This is a genomic window from Halosimplex yunnanense, from assembly GCF_054504345.1.
Map to the genome: position 1 here is coordinate 255,552 of NZ_JBTJEL010000033.1, position 25,594 is coordinate 281,145.

General features: G+C 69.5%; 28 protein-coding genes and 2 pseudogenes. 17 read left to right on the forward strand and 13 right to left on the reverse strand.

Features of this window, described 5'->3' with window-relative positions; translation table 11 throughout:
• Positions 1–24: 24 nt before the first annotated feature.
• The 5 genes from AB2U09_RS10040 (at position 25) to AB2U09_RS10060 (ending at position 5,292) form a co-directional block, all read left to right on the forward strand.
• On the forward strand, positions 25–624 hold the full coding sequence (locus tag AB2U09_RS10040; RefSeq protein ID WP_459192578.1) for an SHOCT domain-containing protein: 600 nt from the start codon (positions 25–27) through the stop codon (positions 622–624).
• Between the two features lie 60 nt (positions 625–684).
• Complete coding sequence (locus AB2U09_RS10045; RefSeq protein ID WP_459192579.1) at positions 685–1,518, forward strand: hypothetical protein; 834 nt, start codon at positions 685–687, stop codon at positions 1,516–1,518.
• Positions 1,511–1,813: a DUF7538 family protein gene (locus tag AB2U09_RS10050; protein WP_459192580.1), complete on the forward strand. Its 303-nt coding sequence runs from the start codon at positions 1,511–1,513 to the stop codon at positions 1,811–1,813. The genes AB2U09_RS10045 and AB2U09_RS10050 overlap by 8 nt, the downstream gene beginning before the upstream one ends.
• Before the next feature lie 115 nt (positions 1,814–1,928).
• Positions 1,929–4,508, forward strand: coding sequence for a dihydropteroate synthase (folP, locus tag AB2U09_RS10055; protein ID WP_459192581.1), 2,580 nt, complete (start codon positions 1,929–1,931; stop codon positions 4,506–4,508).
• 112 nt (positions 4,509–4,620) lie between these two features.
• On the forward strand, positions 4,621–5,292 hold the full coding sequence (locus tag AB2U09_RS10060; RefSeq protein WP_459192582.1) for a class I SAM-dependent methyltransferase: 672 nt from the start codon (positions 4,621–4,623) through the stop codon (positions 5,290–5,292).
• A gap of 11 nt (positions 5,293–5,303) precedes the next feature.
• Here AB2U09_RS10060 and AB2U09_RS10065 read toward each other — a convergent pair whose 3' ends face one another.
• The 3 genes from AB2U09_RS10065 to AB2U09_RS10075 all read right to left on the reverse strand — a co-directional run bounded on the left by AB2U09_RS10065 (position 5,304) and on the right by AB2U09_RS10075 (position 7,065).
• On the reverse strand, positions 5,304–5,576 hold the full coding sequence (locus tag AB2U09_RS10065; protein ID WP_459192583.1) for a hypothetical protein: 273 nt from the start codon (positions 5,574–5,576) through the stop codon (positions 5,304–5,306).
• A 144-nt stretch (positions 5,577–5,720) separates the two neighbouring features.
• A complete protein-coding gene (locus AB2U09_RS10070; protein ID WP_459192584.1) occupies positions 5,721–5,927 on the reverse strand; it encodes a hypothetical protein in 207 nt (68 codons plus the stop codon).
• Positions 5,928–6,006: 79 nt separating this feature from the next.
• Positions 6,007–7,065, reverse strand: a complete 1,059-nt coding sequence (locus tag AB2U09_RS10075) for a glycosyltransferase (RefSeq protein ID WP_459192585.1) — start codon at positions 7,063–7,065, stop codon at positions 6,007–6,009.
• 155 nt (positions 7,066–7,220) lie between these two features.
• On the opposite strand from AB2U09_RS10075, the gene AB2U09_RS10080 reads away from it, so the two are divergent.
• Positions 7,221–7,952: a hypothetical protein gene (locus tag AB2U09_RS10080; protein ID WP_459192586.1), complete on the forward strand. Its 732-nt coding sequence runs from the start codon at positions 7,221–7,223 to the stop codon at positions 7,950–7,952.
• A gap of 22 nt (positions 7,953–7,974) precedes the next feature.
• On the opposite strand, the gene AB2U09_RS10085 is transcribed toward AB2U09_RS10080, so the two are convergent.
• The gene (locus tag AB2U09_RS10085; protein WP_459192587.1) at positions 7,975–8,340 is read right to left on the reverse strand and encodes a hypothetical protein; all 366 of its coding nucleotides are present in this window, start codon (positions 8,338–8,340) and stop codon (positions 7,975–7,977) included.
• Positions 8,341–8,539: 199 nt separating this feature from the next.
• Here AB2U09_RS10085 and AB2U09_RS10090 point away from each other — a divergent pair, with 199 nt between their 5' ends.
• The 5 genes from AB2U09_RS10090 (at position 8,540) to AB2U09_RS10110 (ending at position 14,012) form a co-directional block, all read left to right on the forward strand.
• The gene (locus AB2U09_RS10090) at positions 8,540–10,369 is read left to right on the forward strand and encodes a S9 family peptidase (RefSeq protein WP_459192588.1); all 1,830 of its coding nucleotides are present in this window, start codon (positions 8,540–8,542) and stop codon (positions 10,367–10,369) included.
• Position 10,370: 1 nt separating this feature from the next.
• Positions 10,371–10,940, forward strand: coding sequence for an NUDIX domain-containing protein (locus AB2U09_RS10095; protein WP_459192589.1), 570 nt, complete (start codon positions 10,371–10,373; stop codon positions 10,938–10,940).
• A 61-nt stretch (positions 10,941–11,001) separates the two neighbouring features.
• Positions 11,002–11,517 carry an NUDIX domain-containing protein gene (locus tag AB2U09_RS10100; RefSeq protein WP_459192590.1) on the forward strand — a complete coding sequence of 172 codons (516 nt, stop codon included), beginning with the start codon at positions 11,002–11,004 and terminating at the stop codon, positions 11,515–11,517.
• A gap of 153 nt (positions 11,518–11,670) precedes the next feature.
• Entirely contained in the window at positions 11,671–12,420 is a 750-nt protein-coding gene (locus AB2U09_RS10105) for an ABC transporter ATP-binding protein (protein WP_459192591.1), read from the forward strand.
• Complete coding sequence (locus AB2U09_RS10110; protein WP_459192592.1) at positions 12,417–14,012, forward strand: hypothetical protein; 1,596 nt, start codon at positions 12,417–12,419, stop codon at positions 14,010–14,012. Before AB2U09_RS10105 ends, AB2U09_RS10110 begins: the two co-directional genes overlap by 4 nt.
• A gap of 26 nt (positions 14,013–14,038) precedes the next feature.
• Here the strand turns inward: AB2U09_RS10110 and AB2U09_RS10115 are convergent, their stop codons facing one another.
• The gene (locus tag AB2U09_RS10115; protein WP_459192593.1) at positions 14,039–15,097 is read right to left on the reverse strand and encodes an NAD(P)-dependent glycerol-1-phosphate dehydrogenase; all 1,059 of its coding nucleotides are present in this window, start codon (positions 15,095–15,097) and stop codon (positions 14,039–14,041) included.
• Between the two features lie 91 nt (positions 15,098–15,188).
• Here AB2U09_RS10115 and AB2U09_RS10120 point away from each other — a divergent pair, with 91 nt between their 5' ends.
• The gene (locus AB2U09_RS10120; protein ID WP_459192594.1) at positions 15,189–16,178 is read left to right on the forward strand and encodes a hypothetical protein; all 990 of its coding nucleotides are present in this window, start codon (positions 15,189–15,191) and stop codon (positions 16,176–16,178) included.
• 26 nt (positions 16,179–16,204) lie between these two features.
• Here the strand turns inward: AB2U09_RS10120 and AB2U09_RS10125 are convergent, their stop codons facing one another.
• A complete protein-coding gene (locus AB2U09_RS10125; RefSeq protein WP_459192595.1) occupies positions 16,205–17,194 on the reverse strand; it encodes an NAD-dependent epimerase/dehydratase family protein in 990 nt (329 codons plus the stop codon).
• A 151-nt stretch (positions 17,195–17,345) separates the two neighbouring features.
• Here AB2U09_RS10125 and AB2U09_RS10130 point away from each other — a divergent pair, with 151 nt between their 5' ends.
• The gene (locus tag AB2U09_RS10130) at positions 17,346–17,549 is read left to right on the forward strand and encodes a hypothetical protein (protein WP_459192596.1); all 204 of its coding nucleotides are present in this window, start codon (positions 17,346–17,348) and stop codon (positions 17,547–17,549) included.
• A 44-nt stretch (positions 17,550–17,593) separates the two neighbouring features.
• A complete protein-coding gene (locus AB2U09_RS10135; RefSeq protein WP_459192597.1) occupies positions 17,594–18,091 on the forward strand; it encodes a LabA-like NYN domain-containing protein in 498 nt (165 codons plus the stop codon).
• Between the two features lie 172 nt (positions 18,092–18,263).
• Here AB2U09_RS10135 and AB2U09_RS10140 read toward each other — a convergent pair whose 3' ends face one another.
• The gene (locus AB2U09_RS10140) at positions 18,264–18,449 is read right to left on the reverse strand and encodes a hypothetical protein (protein ID WP_459192598.1); all 186 of its coding nucleotides are present in this window, start codon (positions 18,447–18,449) and stop codon (positions 18,264–18,266) included.
• Between the two features lie 176 nt (positions 18,450–18,625).
• On the opposite strand from AB2U09_RS10140, the gene AB2U09_RS10145 reads away from it, so the two are divergent.
• The 3 genes from AB2U09_RS10145 (at position 18,626) to AB2U09_RS10155 (ending at position 20,984) form a co-directional block, all read left to right on the forward strand.
• Positions 18,626–19,093, forward strand: coding sequence for a PUA domain-containing protein (locus AB2U09_RS10145; protein ID WP_459192599.1), 468 nt, complete (start codon positions 18,626–18,628; stop codon positions 19,091–19,093).
• Between the two features lie 773 nt (positions 19,094–19,866).
• Positions 19,867–20,259: a nascent polypeptide-associated complex protein gene (locus AB2U09_RS10150; protein WP_459192600.1), complete on the forward strand. Its 393-nt coding sequence runs from the start codon at positions 19,867–19,869 to the stop codon at positions 20,257–20,259.
• Complete coding sequence (locus AB2U09_RS10155; RefSeq protein WP_459192601.1) at positions 20,256–20,984, forward strand: methyltransferase domain-containing protein; 729 nt, start codon at positions 20,256–20,258, stop codon at positions 20,982–20,984. Before AB2U09_RS10150 ends, AB2U09_RS10155 begins: the two co-directional genes overlap by 4 nt.
• A gap of 129 nt (positions 20,985–21,113) precedes the next feature.
• Here AB2U09_RS10155 and AB2U09_RS10160 read toward each other — a convergent pair whose 3' ends face one another.
• The 6 genes and pseudogenes from AB2U09_RS10160 to AB2U09_RS10185 form a co-directional block, all read right to left on the reverse strand.
• Positions 21,114–21,440, reverse strand: a complete 327-nt coding sequence (locus AB2U09_RS10160; protein ID WP_459192602.1) for a transcription factor S — start codon at positions 21,438–21,440, stop codon at positions 21,114–21,116.
• Between the two features lie 62 nt (positions 21,441–21,502).
• Complete coding sequence (locus AB2U09_RS10165) at positions 21,503–22,387, reverse strand: cell division protein CdpA domain-containing protein (RefSeq protein WP_459192603.1); 885 nt, start codon at positions 22,385–22,387, stop codon at positions 21,503–21,505.
• Positions 22,388–22,573: 186 nt separating this feature from the next.
• Positions 22,574–22,873, reverse strand: coding sequence for a hypothetical protein (locus tag AB2U09_RS10170; protein WP_459192604.1), 300 nt, complete (start codon positions 22,871–22,873; stop codon positions 22,574–22,576).
• Positions 22,874–22,887: 14 nt separating this feature from the next.
• On the reverse strand, positions 22,888–23,412 hold the full coding sequence (locus AB2U09_RS10175) for a DoxX family protein (RefSeq protein WP_459192605.1): 525 nt from the start codon (positions 23,410–23,412) through the stop codon (positions 22,888–22,890).
• 261 nt (positions 23,413–23,673) lie between these two features.
• Positions 23,674–24,159: pseudogene (locus AB2U09_RS10180) on the reverse strand (alkaline phosphatase family protein); the annotation flags it as partial.
• A 549-nt stretch (positions 24,160–24,708) separates the two neighbouring features.
• Positions 24,709–25,569: pseudogene (locus AB2U09_RS10185) on the reverse strand (alkaline phosphatase family protein); the annotation flags it as partial.
• Between the last annotated feature and the right edge of the window lie 25 nt (positions 25,570–25,594).

Genomic DNA, 25,594 nt, shown 5'->3' on the forward strand with positions numbered 1-25,594 from the left:
TGTGCTCGCGACGTGAACGGAGACATGGGACTCACGGATTGGGCTCGGAACCACCTCCTCGCGACGGTCGCCCTGTCGCTCGTCTTCGGCACGCTCGCCGTCGTCTCGGTCCTCGGCGTCGCCATGTGGGTGCTCTGGGCGGCGCTCGGCATCGGAGGTGCGTCGACGCTCGCCACGTTACTGCCGCTGTTTCTCGTCGGCGTCGTCGTCGGCGTTCCGGGCGCCGCGGTGTCGCTCGTCGCCGCGGCGGCCGGGCTGGCGACGCGGGCGTCCGCCGCCGTCAGCGAGCGGACTCGCTTCGCCAGCGTCCGCCTGGGGCAGGTCGCCTCCTACGTCGAGCGCGAGAGCGAACTCGCGCGGCTGGTCGGCCTCGCCGAGTTCGTCGAGCGGTTCGACTCCCGCTCGCCCGACCGGCGCGCCGAGGACCGGATCCAGCGCCTCAAGGACCGCTACGTCGACGGCGACGTCTCCGAGTTCGAGTTCGAGCAGCGGATGCAACGGATCATGGACGAGGAGGGCGTCCATCGCGACAGCGTCTCCGCGATCGACGACGAACTCGCCTCCATCGGCGAGGACGAACTCCGGAAAGGGCCCGACGACCAGCGGGTCGCCGAGCGGAACTGAGCGCCCGGCCGGGCCGCCCGACCACGCAGTTATTTCCGGGTGACGCCCCAACGACGTGACATGGGAAAGACGCTGCTGGGGATCGACCTCGACGAGTCGCCCGTAGGGGGGTTCGTCGAGCGTCTGCTCTCGGACGAGGAGATGGAGAAACTCACCGACGGCGGACGCGATCCGCGCGACGAGAGCGACGCGACCGACCGCCGAGACGCCGGCGATGTCGGCACGGCTGACGACGACGCCGGGACCGACCTCGTCGACGACGCGGTCGAGGCCGACGGCTCGGACACCGGCATCCCGGTCGGGACTACCACCGGGACAGGGACGACCGACACGCCGAGCCCCGGCGATGAACATCCGGTCGGCGGCCCCGTCCCGTCACCGGGCGAGGAGGACTCTGACGACGGCTGGAAGTCGAAGCTCAAACCGATCCTCCTGAAGGGGAGCATCGCGCTCGCCGTCCTCGCGGTCGTCGGCTTCCTCGCGTACCGCTACCTCGGGAAGGCGAAAGACGTCGCAAGCGACAAGATCGGGAGCGACGACGAGGAGTCGACCTCGCCGTCGCCGGAGAACGTGACCGGGGACGTCCCCGAGGCCCGCCGCCGTGCGAAGGCGCCGAGCCGCGAGCGCGAGGAGTACGCCGACCGCCAGGTCGACGAGACCGTCCGCCACGCCCGGGACGTGGCCGAAGACGAGCGCGACGCGGACACGAGCGACGACGCAAGCGGGACCGACCCGTCTCGAACCGCCAGCCGGGCGAGGAACGATTCGGACGTGGGCGCGCTCGTCGGGCTGGCGGCGCTCGCCGTCGTCGCGGCGGCGGTCCGGAAGTTCAGCGAGGACCCGACGCGGGACCCGCTGGTCGACGGCCCGGTCGACGACCGCGACGATGAGTGAACGGGAGCGCGACGGCCAGTCCGCTCGCTCCCTCGACGGCCTCGCCGAACGAGAAGGCTGGCGCGTCGAAGGATCGGCCGCGCGAGTCCACTATCAGGGCGAGGGCGACCGCTACAGCGTCGAATACTACGCGCCGAGCGACTGCGTGATCTACTGGAAGGTGCCGCCCGAGGAGGGCGGCGAGACGGCCGTCCCGGTGGGCCGGGACACCGTGCCGACGCCGCTGCGCGAGCGGATCCGGATGGATATGGACGCGGCGGGGATCGACCCGGCGGTCGAGCGGCGGTCACTGTAGGCCGGGCGCCACGCCGGACGGAGCGACTCGTTCTGTGACGACTGTGTCGACGGTCGCGGCCCGCTCGTTGGTGAGTCCGACAGGTCTAAGCGGGCCCATCTGGAACCGCACGTGCATGGAGTTTCACGAGGCGGCGGACTTTCTCTTCGATCTGCGACGGTTCGCGCCGCGGCCGGGGCTGGACCCGACGCGGGAGCTGCTCGCCCACCTCGGCGACCCCCACGAGGACCTGCGGTGCGTGCAGGTCGCGGGGTCGAACGGGAAGGGGAGCACGGCCCGGATGGTCGAGCGGGCGCTCCGAGAGGCCGGGCTCTCGGTCGGGCTGTACACCTCGCCGCACCTCTCCGACGTCCGCGAGCGGGTGCGCGTCGACGGCCGGCCGATCACCGAGTCGGCGGTCACCGAGTTCGTCGGCGAGTTCCGCGAGTACGCGACCGACCGGGCCGTCGACGGCGCCTCGCCCACGTTCTTCGAGACGGTGACGGCGATGGCCTGCTGGGAGTTCGCCCGGCAGGACGTGGACGTGGCCGTCCTCGAAGTCGGCATCGGCGGGACGCTCGACGCGACAAGCGTCGTCGACCCCATCGCGAGCGCGGTCACCGCGGTCACGCTCGAACACACCGACCTGCTCGGCGACACCGTCGGCGAGATCGCCCGCGACAAGGCCGGCGTCGCCCCCGCCGACGCCCCGCTCGTGACGGCGACGACGGGCGACGCGCTGGCGGCCATCCGCGACGAGGTCGACGACGTAGTGACCGTCGCCGACGAGGCGTGGGACGACGCCGACGACCCCGACGTGACGGTCAGCTACGGCGGCCGCGACGGACTGGAGGGCGCGGTCGAGATCGACGGTCGCGGCGGCGCTGGCATGAGTGACGGCGAGAACGACGATGACGGGGACTGGGTCGTCGACACCCACCTCCCGCTGCTGGGCGCGCATCAGGCCCGCAACGCGGGGGTCGCGGCGGTCCTCGTCCGGCAGGTGGCCGACAGACTCGACGCGGACCTGCCGGCCGAGGCCATCGAGCGCGGGTTCCGCAACGCCCACTGGCCGGGGCGGTTCGAGGTGATGGGCCGGGACCCGCTGGTCGTCCTCGACGGGGCGCACAACCCCGGCGGGTGCGAGACGACCGTGGACGTGCTGTCGACGTTCGACTACGACGACCTGTACCTCGTCGCCGGCGCGATGACGGACAAGGACCACCGCGGCATCGCGGCGGCGTTCGCCGACGCGGATCCCTCGCAGGTCGTCGCCTGCCGGCCCGACCACGACCGCGCCGAGTCGGTGGCGGTCATCGCGCAGGCGTTCGAGGAGGAGACCGACGCCGCCGTCGACACCCACGAGTCGGTCGCGGGCGCGCTCGACCGAGCGCTGGAGGCCGCCGGCCCGGACGACGCCGTGGTCGTCGCAGGGTCGCTGTACGCCGTCGCCGAAGCCCGCGCTCGCTGGGCGCGACCCGCCGTGCCCGCGCGCGTCGACTCGCTCGACGCCGCCCGGGAGACGCTGGAGCGCGCGCACGTCTCCGCATCGGACGCGGCCGGGGCGAGCGGCGACGCGGTCCACCGCGTCCTGCGAATGCGACTCCGTCCCCGGCAGGCCCGCCGATTGCAGTCCGAACTGCGCGCGCTCGGCGGCGAGTGCGCGCTCTCGGCGCTTTCCGACCAGGACGAAGAGCCCGTCGACGCGGTGCTGATGGCGACGCGGGCGCAGTTCGACCGCCTCGTCGCCGACCTCGCAGAGAGGGAGGACGGCCTCGAACCGCTCGCCGCGGAGATCCGGACCGCACTGGAGGGGCGACCGACGCCGAACGAGCAGACAGCGGTCGCGACTCGGGGCGCTGCCGGTTCTGTGGACGGGGATGACGCGACAGAGCGCGGCTACCCGTGGGAAGACGGAACCGCGGTGATGGGCATCGTCAACATCACGCCGGACAGCTTCCACGACGGCGGCGAGTACAACTCCGTCGCCGCCGCGCGCGAGCGCGCCGAGGAGATGGTCGAGGCGGGCGTGGAGATCCTCGACGTCGGCGGCGAATCGACCCGGCCCGGCGGCGAACCCGTCCCCGTCGAGGAGGAGATCGACCGCGTCGTCCCCGTCGTCGAGGAACTGGCGGATCTGGACGCGATGATCTCCGTCGACACGCGGAAGGCGGCCGTCGCTCGCGCGGCGCTCGACGCGGGCGCGGACCTGCTCAACGACGTCTCGGGGCTGGAAGACCCGGAGATGCGGCTGGTCGCCGCCGAGTACGACGTGCCGGTCGTCGTCATGCACAGCATCGAGGCGCCGGTCGATCCGACCACGAGCGTCGAGTACGACGACGTGGTCTCGGACGTGATCGACTACCTCGCCGAGCGCGTCCTGCTCGCGGAGAAGGCCGGGCTGGACCGCTCGCAGATCCTCGTCGACCCCGGGCTCGGGTTCGGCAAGTCCGCGGCGGAGAGTTTCGAACTGCTCGGCCGGCTGGACGAACTCGCAGCGCTGGGCTGTCCGGTGCTGGTCGGTCACTCCCGCAAATCGATGTTCGAGCTGACCGAAGGCGGGCGCGAGGGCGCGCTCGACGAGACGGTCGCCGGGACGGCGCTGGCGGCCGAGCGCGGCGCCGACGTGATCCGCGTCCACGACGCCCACGAGAACGTCGCCGCGGTCCGCGTCGCGCAGGCCGCGACCGATCCCGATCGGTTCGCCGACGAGTGAATCCCCGACCGCTTCGCCGACGAGTGAGAGAATTCGACCGGTTTCCGGACGGGTGAGAACTGGTGACGATCGCCCGGTAACCTTTTCCCGCTGTCTTCCGGCACTCGCAGGTATGACTGACGAGACGCCGACCGGTGACGGGGCGGCCGACGGCGCCCGCGACTGCGACGAGTGGGCCCGCGCCGTCATGGACGGGTACGACGGCGTGGCCGAGGCGTACGACGCCGACCGGGACGGCGCCGACGAGGTACCGTTCGTCGAGTCGCTCGTCGCAGACCTCCCGGAGGGCGCCCGGATTCTCGACGCCGGGTGCGGCGGCGGCCGCACCGTCCTCGAAACGCTGGCCGACGACTACGAGACCGTCGGGATCGACCTCTCGTCGGAGCAACTCGCTCTCGCCGGCGAGCGCGCACCCGCCGCGCGACTGGTCCGGGGCGACCTGACGCGGCTGCCGGTCGCCGACGGCGCCGTCGACGCGCTCACCGCGCTGCACTCGGTCATCCACGTTCCACGCGAGCACCACGAGGCCGTCTTCACGGAGTTCGCCCGCGTGCTCCGACCAGGTGGCAAGCTACTGCTGACTACCGGCGTCGGTGACTGGGAAGGAGAGAACGACGACTGGCTGGACAGCGGCGCGGCGATGCAGTGGAGCTTCCACGGTCGCGAGCGGAGCCTCGAACTGCTGGAAGAAGCCGGCTTCTCGGTCGAGGACGACACTGTCCTCGGCGACCAACTCAGCGGTGGTGAGTGGCTGTTCGTCCGAGCGACGTTCGACGACCGATAGCGGCCGACCGTTCAGACGACGCTACGGAGTGCGTCGATCAGTCCGCCGAGACCGCTCCCGATCATCGGCAGGGAGTCGTGCTCGATCACGTCGGCGAAGATATGCGTCCACACCGACAACAACAGCAGTAAGCAGACACGCCGTGAGGAGATCCAGCTTGTAGAGCCATCGCGGCCCGTCGGTGAGTACCGCGAGGAAATCAAACGCATCGACGCTAGCCCCAGCAACCCCACAAGCGCCGACGACCAGAAGTGATACCAGACGAGGCCGATCGGAATATCCATGCACACCAGCAAGAGGCGACTAGCCCGATATAACTCGGTCGGCCGGATTATTGAAATTGAAATCGGCAGGCTGCGCGGCCCAGCGACTGCGAACAGCGACTCGCCGCCGGCGCGACCCGAGCCGTAACTTCCCCGTCCAGTCGATTAGTTCAACACCGGGTTCGCGAGCGTTCGGAACCGGTGGCCGCAGCGAGGGCATTCGACCCGGTTGCCGCCGTGGATCCCGGTGGGACGGTCGGCGTCACTCTCCGTTCGGCGGTCGCCCTCGCTGTCACCGTCGACGGCGGCGAACGACCGTACCAACCCGATCTTGCCGCACTCGGGGCAGCGGCGGACGAGCGGTGGGATCATCGACGTCCACGTAGGCGGCCGAGCGGGAAGGGTCCGTCGGCGAGTGGCTCGAAGGGGTCCGCGAGGCGGTCCCAGCCCGTCAGAACAGTCCGTACTCGGCCTGCAGGTCGCGGTACGTCTGGAGGTACCGTTCGAGGACGGCGTCGCGGTCGAACGCCGCCCAGTCCTCGTCGACGGTCAGGCGGTCGAACTCGCCGGCGTCGACGACGGCGTCGGCGATCTGCTGGGGGTCGGTCGCGCGGAAGCTCCGCTCGGCCTCCTCGATGAGTTCGTGCGCGCTCGATTCGGCCTGGTACTCGACGATGCCGACGCAGCCACAGGCCATCGCCCACAGCAGTTCAGTGGCGAAGTACTCCCGGTAGGCGGTCTGGACGAACGCGTGGGCGCCCTTGTAGAGCGCGACGCGTTCCTCGCGGTCGCAGGCGCCGGCGAAGGTGACCCGATCGTCGATCCGCAGGTCGCGGACCTGTCGCTCGTAGTCCTCGCGCTGGGGGCCGTCGCCGACGACGGTCGCCGTCCAGTCGCGGTCCCGCAGTTCGGCCAGGCCGAGCAGGAAGCTCTCGACGTTGGCGCTCTCGTCGAGCGGGTGGGCGTAGACCACGTCGGTCTCCTCGGCGGGTTCGGTCTCGCGGACGAGCGACATATCGATGCTCTCGGGGATCACCTGCGAGGTCGCTTCGGTCGCGCCGAGTTCGCGGACGCTCGTGCGGACCATCTCCGAGGGGGTGACGACCATCTCGGGGAACGTGGCGGCCCGTTCGTGGAATCGCGAGGCAGCGACGGACTCGTCGCCGAACCATTCGACGACCAGCGGCGCCCGCGCGAGGGTGCCGCCGAGGCCCGCGGCGAGGACGGTCACCGGTGGCTCCGGGCGGGCGTGGACGACGTCGGGGTCGTAGAGCGCGAGGAGGGCGGGAATGCGGACGGCGAAGGACGTGAGCGCAGGCGAAATCGTCACGCCGTGGTAGGTGACACCGTCGCGCTCGACGGTTTCGTCGGTGCCGTCCCACCACTGCGTGCAGAAGACGGTCACGTCGTGACCGCGGGCGGCGAGGTGGCGTGCGACGCGTTCGAACCGGCGGGCGCCTTCGGTGTCGCGATAGTGAGTCGTCTCCATCGAGACGAACGCGACGCGCATACGACCGAGGAGGGTACCGGGTGTCAAAAATCCCCTCCATCCCTCCGACGACGGGTAGGACCGCGGTACTGCGGTCAGTCCTCGGCCGGCTCCGGGCGTAGGACGAACCTACCTGGCCGGAACGCTTATGAGTGATACTGGGTATCAGAGGGGTAGTGAACAGACGGGGGTTCCTCGCGGGTGTCGGCGCGGCCCTGTCGCTCGGCGTCGTCGGGAGGCGGGCCGCACGACCGGCGGACCCGGTCGTCGTTCGCGTCTGGTTCAGCGACGCGGCCGCCGCGCACGACGACCTCCGATCCCGGGTCGAGGGGTACCTCACCGACGCCCTCGAGGCGGCCGTCGGCCCGGTCGAAGTCGACTTCGCCCCGGAATCGGTTCCGCTCCCGGCGGAGGGCGGACGACACGTCCTCGCGGTCCACTGGCCGACGAGGGTCGTCGAGGGCGCAGTGGGCGTCGGCGCAGTCGACCCCGTGGCCGACGTGAACCTGCTCGTCACCGACGGCGACCCGACCGGGCAACCGGCGGGCTACGCTCGACCGCACGTCGCGGCGGTGACCGGTGGGGCAGCGATCGCGCGGATGCCACCGGCCGACAAGACGCCGGAGATCGTGCCGTACTCGGTCGAGGCCGCGGCGACCCAGCTGGTGCTCCACGAGGTGGGCCACGCCCTCGGCGTGAACCACGCCCACGGAGCCGCAGAACGCGACGGTGGCACCGTCGTTGCGAGTCCGATGATCGGCAGTTACCTCTGGGCGTCGGACGAACTCCGTGAGAAACACGTCCCCAACCGGAACGCCTGCGGCGCGTCCGTTCCGGGGGACCTGTCCGCGTCGGAGCGGCGATTGCGCCTGCGCTACGCCGACTGCGCAGTGCAGGCGCTCGGGTGAACCGCGCGCGAAAACGAACTTCCTAGCTCTCCGCGGTGGTCTCCGTCGGGGTCTCGTCCATGCCACCGTCGGTCTCGTTGTCCGTCTCGCCGATCACGCCTTCGTCGGTCTCCGTCTCGTCCATGCCGCTGTCGGTTTCGGTGGCGTCACCGACGCCCCCTTCGTCGGTCTCTTCACCGGCACCGTCGTCGGCCTGGGTTTCGGTCATCAGGTCCTCTTCAGTCACGGTCTCGTCGCCGATCCCGCCGTCGCCTCCGTCGGGGGATTCGCCGACGCCGCCGTCGTCGCCGACGGCGGCCGTCTCTGTTTCGGCTCCGGGACCTGGTCCGCCGCAGCCAGCGAGGGCGACCAGGGCGACTGTGCAGACGATCGCGAGTGCACGATACATGCGAGTTCGCCTAGGAGAGACCACCGTTTCGTTATTGACGGCCCATCGGAGAAGGGACGCAACGTTTCCCGAGTTGTGACAGTTTCGTGTACTAAAACAGCGACTTACCGCCACAGTTTCTCACGCCTACCGAAGCGGAGCGGCCCCCGCGGACCGAACGCCCGGAAGGACTTTCTCCGTCCCGCCGCTTGCCCGCCGTATGTACGATCTCGACCGGTATCTCAACGTGCGCAGCGCCTACGGCGCGTCGTTCGCGCCCGACGGCACACTCTCGTTCATGCTCGACGCGACCGGCACGCCGCAGGTCTGGACGCTCGACGAACCGGAGTCGTGGCCGGTCCAGCGCACCTTCTACGAGGAGCGGGTCACCTTCGCCTCGTGGTCGCCCGAACGCCGCGAACTCGCCTTCGGGATGGACGAGGGGGGCAACGAGCGCGCCCAGCTCTACCGGCTCGACGCCGACGACGGGACGATCACCGACCTCACCGCCCACCCCGACGCGAAACACCGCTGGGGCGGCTGGTCCCACGACGGCGAGCGCTTCGCGTTCGCCTCGAATCGCCGTGACGAGTCCGTCTTCGACGTGTACGTGCAGGACCGCACCGAGACCGGCGAAGAGGCGACGCTCGTCCACGAGGGCGACGGCTGGCTGTCGGCCGGCGGCTGGGCGCCCGACGACGACCGCCTGCTCGTCTCGCAGGCCCACTGGAACTTCGATCAGGATCTGTACGTCCTCGACATCGAATCCGGCGAGATGCGCCATCTTACGCCCCACGAGGGGGACGTGCGGTTCACGAGCGCCCAGTGGAGTCCCGACGGCGACGCGCTCTACCTGACCACCGACTACGAGGCGAACACGAAGTACCTCGCGCGGCTCGACGTCGACGCGCTCGGCGACGACCCCGACGAGGCCGAGTTGGCCGACGCGCTCGACACCGTGGCCGACGGCGGCGAGTGGAACGTCGGGGGCGTCGCGCTCGACGACGAGACCGGCCGGCTCGTCTACTCGCGCAACGTCGACGGGTACACCGACCTGACCGTCGGCGCACTCGCCGGGCCGACGGAGATCGACGAGTTCCCGACGCCGGACCTGCCGGGCAACCTCGCCGGCGGCGTCGCCTTCGACGAGGACGCCGAGCGGTTCGCGCTGTCGGCCACCGGCCGCACGGAAAACACGAACGTCTACGTCGTCGAGATGGAGACCGGCGCGGTCGAGCGCTGGACGGACGCCTCGACCGCTGGCATCCCGAAGGAGACGTTCGTCGAGCCCGAGCTGGTGCGCTACCCGACCTTCGACGACCGGGAGATCCCGGGGTACTTCTCGTTGCCCGACGAGTGGGAGGCCGGCGAGACCCCGGTGATCGTGGACATCCACGGCGGTCCCGAGAGCCAGCGCCGCCCCTCCTTCGGCGGGCTGACCCAGTACTTCCTCTCGCGGGGGTACGCCGTCTTCGAGCCGAACGTCCGCGGATCGACTGGGTACGGCCGAGAGTACACCCACCTCGACGACGTGCGCAACCGGATGGACTCGGTGGCCGACGTCGAGGCCGCCGTCGAGTGGCTCGCCGACCACGAGGCCGTGGATCCGGACCGCGTCGTCGCGATGGGTGGCTCCTACGGCGGGTTCATGGTGCTCGCGGCGCTGACCGAGTACCCCGACCTGTGGGCCGCGGGGGTCGACGTCGTCGGCATCGCCAACTTCGTCACGTTCCTGGAGAACACCGGCCCGTGGCGCCGCGAACTGCGCGAGGCCGAGTACGGATCGCTCGAGGAGGACCGGGAGTTCCTCGAATCGGTCTCGCCGATCAACAACGTCGAGGCCATCGCGGCGCCGCTGTTCGTCCTCCACGGCGCGAACGACCCGCGGGTCCCGCTCGGCGAAGCCGAACAGATCGCCGAGAAAGCGGCCGAGCAGGGCGTCCCCGTCGAGAAACTGGTCTTCGACGACGAGGGCCACGGCATCACCAAGCGGGAGAACAAGATCGAAGCCTACACCGCCGTCGTGGACTTCCTCGACGAGCACGTCTGAGATGGGCGAGGACTCGGAGGAACTGGCGGAGTCGGATCTCGCGGCGCTGTCCCGCGAGCGCGTCGACGGCTGGCTCGCGGATCTGCGGGAGCGATACGACGCGTTCGAGCGCGTCGAGAAGCACTGGGACTGCTCGCCGGCGGTCTACGAGCGCGACCGCGACCGGATCGTGGCGGGCGCGAACGGCGGTGGAGGCGTCTGGATCACGAACGACCGCGGCGACGTCCTGCTGGTCCGCAACGAGGGCGACGCGGGATGGGGCGACCCCGGCGGCAAGCGCGAGGCCGGCGAGACCTTCGCGGAAGCGGCCCGCCGGGAGGTGCGCGAGGAGACGGGAGTCACCTGTCGGATCACGGGCGTCCGCGAAACACACGTCCTCGAGCTCGTCGACGAGACCGACCCCGACCGGCCGGCGCTCGCGAGCCTCATCGTGATCTTCGACGGAGTCTACGAGGACGGGGAGCCGCGTGCCCGCGAGGGCGAGATCGCCGAGGTGGGCTGGTTCGAGACCTGTCCGGACGCAGTCCTGTACGAAGAGGTCGCCGAGCGGCCGTTTCCGGCGAGCGAGTGAGCGACTGGCGCGGCTCGAACGAACAGACGGGTTTATTGGGGAGTACGCGCAGATGCGGACAATGTCCGTGGCCGAGGGTTCCCGGGACCGGGTAGAGTCGCGGCTGGTGACACTGCAGGAGGACTACGACGGGTTCCCGGTGAACCAGACGACGCTCGCGGTGTCCCGCGAGGCGTACGAGCGCGCCAGCGAGCGTTGCGATCGGGGCATCGTCGACTCGTACGTCCAGTTGTACAACGAGCGCGACGACGTGCTGCTGGTCGATGACGACGGCGACTGGGTCGTCCCGCACGGCGAACCGCGACCGAGCGAACGCGTCACCGCCGGCACCGAGCGGGCGGTCCGCGACCGGACCGGTATCGACTGCTCGCTCACCGATCTCTCGCGGGTGACGATCCTCGGCGTCCGCGACGAGAGCGACCCGGACCGCCCCCCGGTCTACCGGCTGATAGCGGTCTTCACGGCCGAAACCGACACCGAAGCGGTGGCGGTCGACGGCGGCGAAGCGGGCGAGGCCGTCCCCGACGACGTCCGCTGGCAGTCGACGCTCCCCGAGTCGGCCGTCCCGTCGCACTGACTGGGACGCGCGGCCCGCGGCCGACCCGGGGCGGCGATCCTCCGCCTGCCTCGATATGACGACTCCACAGCCGACCGGACGCCGCGACGCCACGGCCGAACGGCCCGCCGTCACCGGAACACTTAGCACTGCGCTGGGTCCAAAACGTCCGTAGTGGCAGCCATCGAGACCGACGGGCTCACGAAGCGGTACGGGTCGGTCGCCGCCGTCGAGGGGCTGGACCTGACCGTCGAGGCCGGGACCATCTACGGCTTTCTCGGCCCCAACGGCGCCGGCAAGACGACGACGATGCGTATGCTGACCGGGCTGACCAGGCCCACCGAGGGGAGCGCCACCGTCGCCGGTATCGACGTCCGTGAGCGCGACCGGCTCGGCGAACGCATCGGCTACGTCCCCGACACGCCGCCGCTCTACGAGAAGCTCACTGCCCGCGAGCAGCTGTCGGCAATCGCCGACGTCCGCGGCCTCGACCCCGACGCGACCCGCGAGCACGTCTCGGCGCTGTTCGACCGGTTCGGCCTCGACGCGGCCGACGACCGCATCGAGACGTACTCGAAAGGGATGAAACAGAAGACGAGCGTCGTCCAGGCCATCGTCCACGAGCCGGACGTGGTCTTCCTCGACGAGCCGACGAGCGGCCTCGACCCCAACGCCGCGCGGACGCTCAAGTCGGTCCTCGCCGAGCTCCGCGACGCCGGGACCGCCGTCTTCCTCTCGACGCACGCCCTGCCGGTCGTCGACGAACTCGCCGACGTCGTCGGCCTCCTCTACGACGGCGAGTTACTGGCCGAGGACGACCCCGACCGGCTCAAATCCGATCTCGACGGCGAGACGCTGGAGGACGCCTTCGTCGAGCTGACGACCGATTCCGACCCCGCCGCCCGCCTGCGAGAACGACCATGAGGACCGTGCGGCCGGCCGCCGTCGTCACGAAGACTGCGCTCCGACAGACCTACCGGAAGGTCCGCGAATCGCCGCGGATGACGGCGTTTTTCCTCCTCATCCCGACCTTCTTCGCGCTCCAGCTGTCCGGCCTGGTCGGCCCGGGCGCCTACGACCTCGGGCGGCAGTTCGCCCGCGGCGACACCGCCGGCCCCGTCGAGCAGGTGCGGACCGCGGCGCTGTCGGGGCTGGTCCTCCTCTCGCTGATGGGCGTGCTCGGCGCCGCCGGCGGCAACAGCGAGTTCAAGGACCGCTACGTCGCCTTCCTGACTGCAACGAGCACGCGCGCGGTCGTCCTCGGGAGCGTCGCCCGACAGACCGCCGTCTGGACGGCACTGTTCTGGCCGGCCGCACTGACTGCCGGCGTCACCTTCGCCGTCGGTGTCGGCGACCCCGCCGCCGCCGTCTCGCTGGCCGCCGGCAGCCTCTGGCTGTTCGTCGTCGCCGGCGTGGTGACCTCGCCCGTCGGCTTCGCCGCGCGGTGGTTTCTCGACGGACAGGACTTCTCGAAGAACGCCCGCTTCGGCCTCGGCGTCGGCATGCTCGGCCTGTTCTACCTCGTCCTGTTCACTCGCGAGTACGTCAGCCACGTCCTCTCGGCGACCCCGCTCTCGTGGGCCGGCGACCTCCTGCTGGTGACCGTCCCGGGCTCGGGCGCCTCGCCCGCGCTCGCCGGCGGATTCCTCGTGGCCTCGCTCGCGTTCGTCGGTCTCGCGCTCTCGACGTCAGTGCGTCTCGCCGAAGCCGTGTGGTACGGCGACCGGCCGACGAACGCGGTCGAGGAGGGGAACGCCGCGGACACCGTCACCGAGACGCCGATCCGCGACCTGCTCGCGTCGGTCGTTCCGCGGCCGACGGCGACGCTCGTCGAGGTGACGTGGCGCCGTACCAAGCGCACGCCGAAGACGCTCTGGTACGTCTACCCCGGGGTCTTCGTCGGGCTCGTCATGGGCGAGCAGCTGGTCTACAGCGGCCCGTTCTCGGCGGCGATGTACCCCCCGGTCGTCGCGTTCGCCGGGTCGCTCGCCGCCGGCAGCGGGTTCACGCTCAACCCGCTCGGCACCGAGGGCGACGCGCTCCCCGGGCTGCTCACGGCCGGGATCTCCAGCGAGACGGTCGTCCAGTCGAAGGCGCTTGCGGTCGTCTTCCCGGCGATGCCGCTGGTCGCCGGGTCGGCGCTGGGCGTCGCGCTCGGCGTGGGCCCGCTGTCGCCGCTGGTCGTCGCCGCCGTCGGCGCGTTCGCCGTCTCGCTGGTCGTGCTCGCACCGCTGCTCTCGCTCGCGCTCGGCGTTCACTACCCGCCGGGCGCCGAGGGGCTGCTCGGCGGCAGCGTCAAGATCCCCAACAAGTCCGCCTCGGCCGCCTACACGCTCGGGATGGTCGCCGTCGCGGCCCCCGGCTTCGGCTCGCTCGGCATGGTCGCGCTCTCCGGACGGATCGATCCCGTGACGCTACTCGGCGGGGTCGGCGTGACCGTCCTCGCGGCGCTCGCGGTCGGTCGGTTTGCCTACCGCCACGCCGTCTCCGAACTCGACGCCTACTCGATAGAGTGAGAAGAGACGCTCTTCTTTCGCTTCCCTCAGACGACGCCGGTCACGCGGACGGCCTCGCGGGCGGCCTCCTCGCTCACGCCGTCACCGAGGATGGTGTAACGGTCGCGGATCTCGTGGGCGGTCGTCAGCGCCTCGATCACGGTCTCGCCGTCGATGCCGAGTTCGTCGGCCGTCGTCGGCGCGTCGATGCTCGCGAGCGCGTCGCGGATGTCCCGCCACTGGCCCTTCGGCCCCGAGTGGAGGTACTCGGTCACGATAGAGCCGACGCCGACCTGATGACCGTGGAGCGCGGGCTCGGGCGCGATGCGGTCGAGCTGGTGGGAGAAGAGGTGTTCGGCGCCCGAGGCCGGCCGCGAGGAGCCGGCGATGGACATCGCGACGCCCGAGGAGACCAGCGCCTTCGTGACGATCCACGCCGACTCCTCCAGTTCGGGCCGGATCGAGTCGGCGTTCTCGACGAGCATCTCGGCGGTCATCCGCGAGAGCGCGCCGGCGTACTCGTGGTACTCGACGTTCTTCAGCCGGTGGGCCAGCTCCCAGTCGCGGACGGCGGTGAAGTTTGAGATGATGTCGGCACAGCCAGCGGTAGTGAGTTCCCACGGCGCGTCGGCGAGGATCTCCGTGTCGGCGACGACCGCGAGGGGTGGTTCGGCGGCGACGCTGTGGCGGGTGTCGCCCTCGGGAATGGACGCGCGTCCGGAGACGATGCCGTCGTGGCTGGCGGCGGTGGGGACGGAGACGAAGCCCTTGTCGACGTCTTCGGCGGCCATCTTCGTCACGTCGATGACCTTGCCGCCGCCGACGCCGACGAGGTAGCCCACGCTCTCGTCGGCGGCGACGTCGATCACGTCTTCGACCGCGGCGAAGGTCGCCCGTTCGATGCGGACCACCTGCGGGTCGAACCCGGCGGCGGCGAACTCGTCGACGACCCGCTCGCCGGCGATCTCCGCGGGCGTCGGGCTGGTGACGATCAGCGGGTCGCCGGCGAGGTGGAGGTCGTCGACGGCCGCCACGGTGTCGTCGAGGACGCCGTGGCCCACCACCACGTTCCGCGGCAACCGAATCCACGTCGACTTGTCGAACATACTCCGACTCTCACACGCCGAAGCAAAAAGTTGGCCGTCCCGCTCAGGCCGGACAGTACCTTTTTGTGACGGCCGACGCGACTGCCACGGTATGAGTCGTGTCAACGCCGGCGGCATTACCGGCGCCGGTCGCCGCTTCACGCGACACGCCAGCCGACGCGCCTTCGTCGTCGAACTGGCGGTCGCAGTCGCCCTCCTCGCCGTCGCACAGGCGTATCTGAACCTCCTGAACCTCGTCCTCGATCTGGTCCGGACGCTCGCCTCGTCGCTTCCGAACGGCCAGCGACGGAGCCTGGAGACGGTCGTCTACAGCCTCCTCGCGGTCGGCGGTCTCAGCGCGCTCGCGGTGGCATACACTTCCGTCCGCGAGGTCGACCTCGGGCTGTCGATGCCTGACCGTGAGGACGCGCCGCTGGTGGCGCTCGCGGCGGCCGTTCCGGCAGTGCTGGCCGCCGGTTTCAGCGCCGCGACCCTGGCCGCCTCGAACGTGTCGCTCGCGGATATCGCGGCTGCCGACCTCGGAGCGGGCGCGCTGTTCGGTTTCCTGCCGACCAGCTTCGCCGTGGAAGTGCTCGCGCTCGCGGCGGTGTCGGCGCTGCTGTACCACGGGCTGGTCCAGGAGTCGCTCGCCCGGGTCGCCGACGCCGACATCGCGGTTCTGGCGACGACGCTCGTGGTCGGGGTCCTGCTCCGGGAACCCGCACTGCTCGGCTTCCGGGAGCGGCCGCTGTGGTTCACGTTCTCCGAGGAGGGCGTCGCCATGGCAGTTCTGTTCGTCGCCGCGCTCGCAGCGGTCGCGTACGCGACGAACTTCCTGAAGGGGTCCTCGCTCCGGTGGCTGGCAGTTCTCCCGCCGGTACTCGCGCTCGCGCTCGCCGCCGTGTGGACCGTCAACGGGGCCAGCACGCCGCTAGAACTGGTCTATAACGGCCTGGAGGTCGCCGTCCTCGGCCTCGCGGCCTACGCCTACGACCGCACCGAATCGCTGGTCACGCCGGCGGTGGCGTACCTGTCGTTCGCGGTGGTCGACCAGATGCTGGGGAGCGCGCTGATCACCGTGTGGGCAGCCCAGGCCATGTAAACTCGAAGCTGGATCTCGTCGGTGCCTCAGACGGTGTCGAGCACGCCCAGTACTCGCTCCTCTGACTCCCGATCCGGCCCTTCCTGCGCTTCGTCGGCTTCCCGTTCCGGGGACGCCTCGACGGTCTCAGCGATAGCGTCCTCCGGCGCAACGGGCTCCCAACCGAGCCGGCGAAGCTTGTTCGTATCGAGGACGTGCGGCGGGTCGCGGTAGAGCGGGAAGTCGTCCGGTTCCAGTCCGCCCGTCGCGAGTTCGCGCTCGCCGGCGGTGACTAGCTCGACGTCGGTGTCGAGCGCGTCGGCAACGGTCTCGATCGTCTCCCGGAGCGTCTGGAGCGTCCAGTCGCCGGCGTTGTATGCCTCGCCGGGCTGGCCTTCCTCGGCGACGACGCGGAGGGTGCGCGCGACGTTCTCGACGCTGACGCGGTGCCAGAGGTTCGTGCCGTCGCCGGGGACGAGCACGCGGTCGTAGTTGGCGACCCGCTGGACCCAGTAGTCGAACCGGCGGGTGTAGTCGTGGGGGCCGTAGACGACGGGCGGCCGGACGCTCAGTGCGTTGACGCCGTCTTCGGCCGCGGCGAAGACCGCGCGGTCGCCCTCGGCCTTCCGGGCGCCGTAGGTCTCGTGGGAGTCGTCGGTCGCTTGCTCGTCGGTGCAGGGTTCGAGCGCCGTCTCGCCCTCGCGCTTGGGGACGTCCTCGTCGCCGTAGGCGGAGCCGCTGGAGACGTAGACGTAGGCGTCGACGTCGTCGAAGATTCGCGTGGCGCTGCGCACGTCGCGCGGTTTGTACGCCACCAGGTCGACGACGACGTCGGGGTCGACGGCTGCGGCGTCGACGAGGTCACCGTCGTCGGTGCGGTCGCCGTGGACGTGGTCGACGCCCTCGTCGTCGGCGAACGGGCTGTCGTGTTCGCCGCGGTGGAACAGCGTGACGTCGTAGCCGGCGTCGCGGAACTCCCGGACCGCGTGGCGGCCGATAAAGCGGGTGCCGCCGATGAACAGGGCCTGTCGAGTCATACCGGCGATTCGGCCCTGCCGCGCTTAAAAGCGGGGACATTCGACTGGGCGGTCGGTGGTCGTCGATAGGGGCTACCGGTGAGGCGAAATCTGGGGCGTGAGGGGTTTTATACGGCGTATAACAATAGATGGTCGGGACGTCGATGGAGGTATGCAGTGCGCGAACTGTCGGGAGGACGGGGCACCGGCGTACACGCTTCGGGCACACGTCGACCGGGGCGAGGACGCGGACGACCGCAACGGAGACGCGGCCGGCTCTGGCGAGGGCGACGTGAGAGCCCGCACGGACGGCGGCGAGCAGGCGACCGTTGACCTGCCGTTCTGCTCGCTGGCCTGTCTCAGGTCCTGGACCTGACGGAGAGCCAAAGAGCTATCCGGGCGGCCGGTCCAGCCAAACGCATGGAAAACGTCCATCCGGGACAGCGCGTCGCGGTCCTCGCCGACGCGCAGAACCTCTATCACACGGCCCGCAGTCTCTACACTCGCAACATCGATTACTCGTCGCTGCTCGACGAGGCGGTCGCCGGCCGCCAGTTGACCCGCGCCGTCGCCTACGTCATCCGCGCCGACTCGCCCGAGGAAGAGTCCTTTTTCGATGCGCTGGTCGACATCGGTTTCGAGACCAGGATCAAGGACATCAAGACCTTCGGCGACGGCTCGAAGAAGGCCGACTGGGACGTGGGGATGAGCCTCGACGCCGTGACGCTCGCCAACCACGTCGACACCGTCGTCCTCGCCACCGGGGACGGCGACTTCTCGCGACTGTGTTCGCACCTGCGCCACGAGGGCGTCCGCACGGAGGTCATGGCCTTCCAGGAGTCGACCTCCGAGGACCTGATCGCCGCCGCCGACCACTTCACGGACATGAGCGAAGACACCGACCGCTACCTCCTCTGAACCGGTTTTCGCCGTCGATACAGCCGCTCCCCGGGTAGATCGAAGCGGCGTCTTCAGCGTCAGTCGTTCGGACCGATATCGATTCGGAGAGCCGCCGCTTCGGGGGAGCGATATTCCGAGATAGAGAGAACGGAGCCGCGCGACGCCTCTGATGGGGCGCGGTATCGGCAGTTTAGACCGGACGACCGCTCGAAGAGGTACCGACGAGGAGCGCGCCGGCGGCGAGGCCGAGCGTCCCCGCGGTGATCACGGCGAGCGGGACGGCGACGCCGAGCGTTCCGGGACCGAAGATGAGGACCGTGCTGACCGCCAGCAGCACCAGACCGAACGCGACTTTCCGTGTATCCGTCTCTGACATACCCCCATTTTGGTAATCGATTCGTATAAATTCTCCTGAAACCCCGTCACACGGAGACGATCAATCATGATATATGTCGGATGTTATGGCGTGCGTTATCGTATAGCACTATCCGTTCGCCGCGGCGGCTCCCGGGTGAGACAGATACAAGGCGGGGCGTATCGAACGAGGGAGCGATGGACGAGCGCGACAGGGCGATGCTGACGCGGGTGGCCGACTACCAGTGGGGCAGCGGCGCCGGCGAGGCGCTGTTCGACGGCGACCCGGAAGTGACCCACACGAGTTCCGGGCGCCCGCGACAGGTCATCGGCGAGGACGGCCGGCTCGTCACCTACGCCACCGACGGGCGATTCACGCTCGGCGTCGACGGCGGACGGCGGCTCTACGACTCGCTCCCCGACGGCAGCTATCAGGTCGTCGTCGGCGACGAGAGCGAGCCGTTCGTCCGCGACGGTCGGAACGCCTTCGCCAAGTTCGTCAGCGAGGCCGACGACGCGATTCGACCGGGCGACGAAGTCGTCCTCACGCACGAGCGCGGAGAAGTGCTCGCCGTCGGTCGCGCGGAACTGAGCGGCGAGGGGATGCTCGACTTCGAGACCGGGATGGCTGTTTTCGTGAGGGACGGCGCCGACGGCGGGACGTGAGAGCGAGAGTGCGGATCGAGCAGTTCTTTCGGTCACCTGAAGCTCGACTCGAATCCGGGCAGCGGTACCCGCAGGGACCGTCAAGTGTCGGAAGCCCTCGACGCGCGCGCTAGAAGCACTCGGCACCGCTACCGCAGAGTACACCGAGAGTCGAAAGCCCTCGGCGGGCTCGCTGCGAATTGCTACCGCGTGAATCAGTAAGCGATGAAAGCCCTCGACGCGCTCGCGGTCGCTGAGGCGGGATATCCGCGCTCTCGGCACCGCCCGCGCGGATAGTGCCCGCTCAGGCGACTAAATGAACGCGAGCCCGCCTCGCCCTTTCAGTCCGCCAGGACAGCAACTGCCCGACACAGCACCGCGGACGGCCACACGCCTCCCCAACCGATTCGCTCCCTGCGGTCACTCATCCCTCGCACGATGCCGTCGAGCGGCCCGCCACGAGGCGGGCACGCTCGACAGCGCGCGCCACTGTAGTTTGTGCGGTAGCTGTGGCGATAGCATCCGGCGCCTTCGGCGCCGGTTCACCGCTCGCGCGGAGCGCGAGCGGCCTTCCTCGTGAGGGGAGCGAACGAGGTGGTTCGAGACGGCAAAGCCGTCTCGTCATGCCAAAAATCTGCGATTTTGAGCAGCTCGAGAGAGCTTGCTCTCCCGGTGTTTTCACCCATGTTTTTGTCGCCCGGGTTCCCCGCAGCGCGCCTTCGGCGCGCGAGGAAACCCGGACGGGAAAAAGATGGTTGGTCAGGCTTTTTGCTCAGGGGGCCGGACGTGGGGGTATGTTCCCAGGAGGCGGCGGCATGAACGACCGCAAGATGCAGCAGATGATGAAGCAGATGGGTATCGACATGCAGGACCTCGACGCCGAGGAGGTCATCATCCGGACCCCCGACGAGGAACTCGTCTTCACCAAGCCCGACGTCCAGCGCATGGACGCGCAGGGCCAGCAGACCTATACCATCGTCGGCGAGCCGGAATCCCGCGCCGCCGGCGAGGGCGGCAGCGACGAGCCCGCTATCGAGGAGAGCGAGAGCGACAGCGGGGCCGCCGAGATCCCGGACGAGGACGTCGAACTGGTCGCGACCCGCGCGGGCGTCGGCGAGGACGAGGCGCGCGAGGCGCTCGAGGAGACGAACGGCGACCTAGCGGCGGCCATCGAGCGGTTAGAGTGAGCCTGCTGTTCGTCCACGAAGCGGAGGGACGCGAGTACCTGCTCGCGCCGGGCGAGACCTTAGAGTGCGATCTGGGCGTGCTGGAAGTGCCCGGCGACGTCGAACCGGGCGAGGTCGTCGAGACGCACATCGGCGAGCCGTTCACGGCGCGGAAGCTCCGCGGGCCGGATCTGTTCAACCACTTCGAGCGGACGGGCGCGCCGATGATGCCGCGCGACATCGGGCTCATCGTCGGCCACACCGGCGTCTCGTCGGCCGACCACGTCCTCGACGCGGGGACGGGGACGGGCGTGCTGTCGGCGTACCTCGGCCGCTGCGGCGCGACGGTGACCACCTTCGAGCAGAATCCCGAGTTCGCCGACGTGGCACGAGAGAACATGGAGTTGGCGGGCGTCGCCGACCGCGTGGACGTGCGGACGGGCGACGTGACCGACCAGCTCGGCGACCTCGACCGCTACGACGTGGTGACCCTCGACACCGAGGACGCGCCGACGATGGTCGAGCGGACGCCAAACCTGCTCCGGGATGGCGGCTACGTCGCCGTCTACTCGCCGTTCGTCGAGCACACGCGCGAAGTCGTCTCGGCCGCCCACGACGTGGGTCTGGCCGAGGTGGAGACGCTGGAGACCATCCAGCGCGAGATGGACTTCGACGACCGGGGGTCCCGGCCCTCGACGGCCGGCGTCGGCCACACCGGCTATCTCACCTTCGCCCGGCGGGTCTGAGCCGACGGCGGACGAGCAACGTTCACCCTTTTCTCTCAGGTGTTTCTCGACGCTGTCGTGGACTCGAGAGTGACAAAGCGGTGACTTCCGACGGTGATACAGCAATCGCTTGCGTCGAGTGGCGCCAGCTCAGTGGTCGTCTTCGCGCCACTTGTGCTCGCACTCGGTGCAGGTGAAAAAGCGCGTCTCGCTCTCGTCGGCCGCGCGGATCTGTTTCATCTCCCAGAAGGCGCGGTCGTTGCCGCACTCGGGACAGAGGGCGTCGGTCGTCGGACCCATGTCCTCGGCGCTGACGTCCGAGGTGTCGATGACCTCGGTCTCTTCCTGTCCCTGGGTGGTGACGGCGGTCTGGGCCTCTTCCTCGGCGTCGCGGGCCTCTTCGTAGCCACAGCTGCCACATACCCAGGCGTCCCCCTCGGTCTTCATCATCGAACCGCATTCGTCGCAGAACTTCATACCCGCCGTACACGACCGCTCATTGAAAAGTGTCCGGATTCGCGGGTGTGAACGGTGGCGGCTTACTCGGCCTCGCTCCACTGGTCGCAGGCGTCCATGTCCTCCATGAGTTCGTCGTGGAGGCCGCAGTAGGGCGTGATCTTCTCGTCGACCTTGACGTACTCGAAGTGCGCGCAGTTGCCGCAGTAGGTGTCCGGGCGGCCCCGCTGGCTGGCGGTCTCGATGAACTCGGCGTCGGTGCGGTCGTCGACGGTGGCGGACCCGCCGTCGGCGGTCGGTGCGGGACTCTCGCCCGGGCCCGAGAGGATCTCCGCGCCCTGCGCGCTGGGGGATTCCTCGGTCGGGGGCGACTCGTCGCGGTTGGTCTGGGTCCGGACCTCGCCCTGCGGGTCCGTCCCGAAGAAGCCGACGCTACCGAGGCCGCCGGCCGGTTCGGCGTCCTCGACGAGTCGGACGTTGCCGGATTCGGTGATCTCCATGCGCGCGGTGCCGCCGGGGTCGTTGCGGGTCTTGAACGTGGCGAGGCCGGCGAACAGGCACGACAGCGTGATCATCGCGCCGAGGAAGTAGACCACGACGGTCGCGATCGCGAGCGGGTCGCCGGCGCCGAACCACCGGTCGGGGTAGGCGACGCGGAACAGCGCGACGCCGAGGACGCTGACGCTCGCGCCGATGACTGCGGCGGCGCGGGTCGTCCGCCCCGAGGGGAGGACGGCGAAGACGCCGAGGAACGTCGCCGGGAGCCCGAGGCCGGCGAGCGTCCCCGCGAGGCTACGCGCGGCGATCTGGTCGAGTCCGAGCGATGCCCCGGCCGTGGTCGTCGCGACGGCGATGCTCCCGACGACCATCGCCGCGCCGACCTCGAAGAGACTCGCCCCGGCGTAGAACCGACGAGAGGTCGTCACCGTCCGTACGTGCCCCTCGTACACTTCCGTCAGGCTTGCCATACGCGTCCTTCACTACCAGAGACCAAAACAACCCGTCAGACGTGCGTCTGACCGGGGAGAAGTGTCGGGCTGGGGATCGGGAGAGCGCGTCTGAGAGGCGGAAACGCCGCGGAAAAGAGGCGAACGGGGGCAGTCAGTGGCGGTGGTCGGTCGGCGGGCAGTCACCGGGTGAGCGCGACTGGGTGGTCAGTCGGCGGTCACGTCGACCCGCTGGTCGTCGGTCTCGCCGCCCGGCACCGCGGCCATGCGGTAGAGCTGCCAGACCAGCAGGACGAGCAGGCCGGCGATGACCAGCCCGGTCCTGAGGTTCGGGTCGACCAGCGGGGTGGCGATCACCTCACCGGCGTCGTTGGTCGCTGGCGCCGCTCCGTAGGGCGGGCCCGCGAGCGTTTCGACGAGACCCAGGACGACGACCCCGAGTAGCACGAGGCCGCCGCCGAGCGCCATCGCCGCCCTGTCGATCGCGTTCGTGGTGGTGTGTTGCATTGGTGGTCACCTCGTCAGCCGAGCAGGTACTTGAGCTTCGGGCGCTGTTCGACGAACCGCGTCCGCTCGACGATGGCGTCGAGGCCGTAGTACCGGCCTGCGGCCAGCGCGGCCATCGTGATCATGAGCAGCAGGCCCATGAAGTCGCCCGTCACGAGCCCGTGGCCGTAGCCGGCGTTCCCGACCCAGAACAGGGTCATGAAGAACGCCCCGCCGAAGGCAGCCAGCCGGGTCAGGGCGCCGAACATGATCCCGAGGCCGATGAGCGTCTCGAACAGGGGGACGCCCGGCTCGATGAGCCACGCGAGATTGTTGCCCATCCAGACCGGGAGCGGACCGAGCGCCGTCCCGGTCATGCCCTTCAGGTAGCCCGGTCCACCGGTGTAGGCGAAACCGTTCTCGATAATCTTCGTCATGCCCGCGTGGAAGAACCACCAGCCGGTAATGACCCTGAGTATCGCGACCCAGTACGTTGCGACCGGCCCGCCGATGTCGAACGCGAACTCCTCGTCGAGGGGGTTCGCCGTGTTGGTTGCCATGGTCGTCACCTCACATGTGCAGCTTGCGGGCGAGTGGACATATAAACGGGAGCGTGTTCCCGACTTCTGAAAATCACGGGACAGCGAAGGGGCACCTACGATGAGACATATAAAATACCCCACGAACGGGGTCGGCGAGTACGCGCAGGAGTCGTGACGCTGTGGTCGTACCGCTTTGGGCGGGCCGCGGACCAGAGTGGCGACTGGATGGGAGAACGGGGCGAAGACGAAAGGCTACGTGAGAACGGCGACGCCGGCCGATCAGACCAGCGAGGAGCCGTCGAACTCGCCGCGCTCGTAGTCGACGTCCATCAACTCGAGGATGGTCGGCGCGATGTCGAACAGGTCGACGTCGGACAGGCGGGCTTCCTCGTCGTCGATCAGCAGCGTCGCGTTGTCGAAGCTGTGCATGCCGTTGCGGGCCGCGAACTCCACGAAGGGGTCCTTGCGACCCTTGAACCCGGCCTTCAGGTCGAAGCCGTGGTTGGGGACGATGGTCAGGTCCGGAGCGATGTCGTCGTGGTCGCCGCGGAAGGCGTCCTCTTTGGTGACGACGCGGTCGGCGACTGGCTCGCCGTTCGGCCCTTCCATCGCTTCGAGTTCGGCTTTCAGCTCGGCGCGGACTTCCTCGTAGTCCTCTTCGGGGACGCTCCCGCGGGGTTCGCGCCCTTCGAGGTTGAGGTAGAAGCGCCCGGGGATGAGCGAGTAGACCTGCGCGTCATCGGCGATGTCCGGCAGTTCCGTGTGGGTGTACTCCAGCACGTCCGTCTCCTCACCGAAGTCGGTCCCCAGCGCGACGCCGTCGGCCGGCGTGACGGCGATCTCGAAGCCCTCGTCGGTGTCCTCGACATCGACGCCGTCGATCAGTTCGGTCGTGTCGGCCTTGTCGACGCCCATCGACTTCGGCGTGACTCCGGTCAGGTCCTCGACGACGCGGTCGCGGACCGCCTCGGTGAGCGCGACGACGGTGTCGCCGTCGACGTAGGCTTCGCCCTCGGCGCGGACGAGGTCGACCTCGATGTGGTAGGTCTCGTCGGCGGACTCGGTCTCGACGTCGGCGACGTCGACGACCGTCGCGGAGTCGACCCCCGATTCGACGACGGCGGGGCCGGCGTCTTCGAGCGCGGCGATGGCCTCGTCGCGGGCCTCCTCGGAGTCGGCCACCAGCGTTCCGTCCTCGAAGTCGATGTTCAGCGTGGAGACGTCGACGAGTTCGTCGACGTCACCGGCGTAGCTGGGGTCGACGTCGACGTGGCCGCCCTCGCGGAGCCACTCGCCGACCTGGAAGACGTAGTCATCGTCGTCGCCGTAGGAGAGCCAGCCGTTCTCGCGGAGCCACGCGTTGCAGTTGACCTCGTAGTCCAGCGACGTGAACCCGTGGTCGGAGGCGACCATCATCGTCACGTCGTCGGGCAGCAGCTCGCGGAGCTCGCCGAGGTACTCGTCGACCTTGCGGTAAAAGTCCATGAACTCCTCGCTGTACTCGCCGTTCTCGGCGTAGTCGCGGAAGAGGAAGTGGTTGACCCGGTCGGTCGTCATGTAGACGCCGAAAAAGAGGTCCCAGTCGTCCTCCTCGATGTAGTGTTTGAACGCCTCGTGGCGGGCGTTGATGGTCGCGTGGGCGTCCTCCATGAACTCGCCCTTGTCCTTGTGGCCGAGGCTGGCGTTGGTGTCGATACGGTAGCCGATCTCGTCGAGGTAGTCGCGGAAGTCGTCGGGATAGGCCGCCTTGTCGACGCCCGGGGAGAGGAACCCGGAGACCATCCGCTGGACGTCGCGCTGGGGCGGGAACGTGGTGACGACGTTCATCACGGTGGCGTCGCGGCCGGCCTCGTGGACGCGGTCCCAGACCCGCTTGGTCTGGACGTCGCGGCGCATCGGGACGTACGTGTCGTAGGAGCCGACCTCGCGGTCCTGGAAACCGTAGACGCCGGTCTCGCCGGGGTTTTTCCCCGACGTGAGCGCCGGCCAGCAGGCGGAGGATTCGGGAGGGACGATGCTGTCGATGGCACCCGCCGACCCCTCGTCGATGAGTCGGGCGAGGTTCGGGAACTCCTCCCTGTGGTCGGCGATGAGGCTATACGGCACGCCGTCGATACCGAAGAAAGCGACCCGCGGCTCGTCGTCGCCGCCGCGGATACGGTCGAACAGTCCCATACTCCGGGTTACCGCGGTGGGGCAC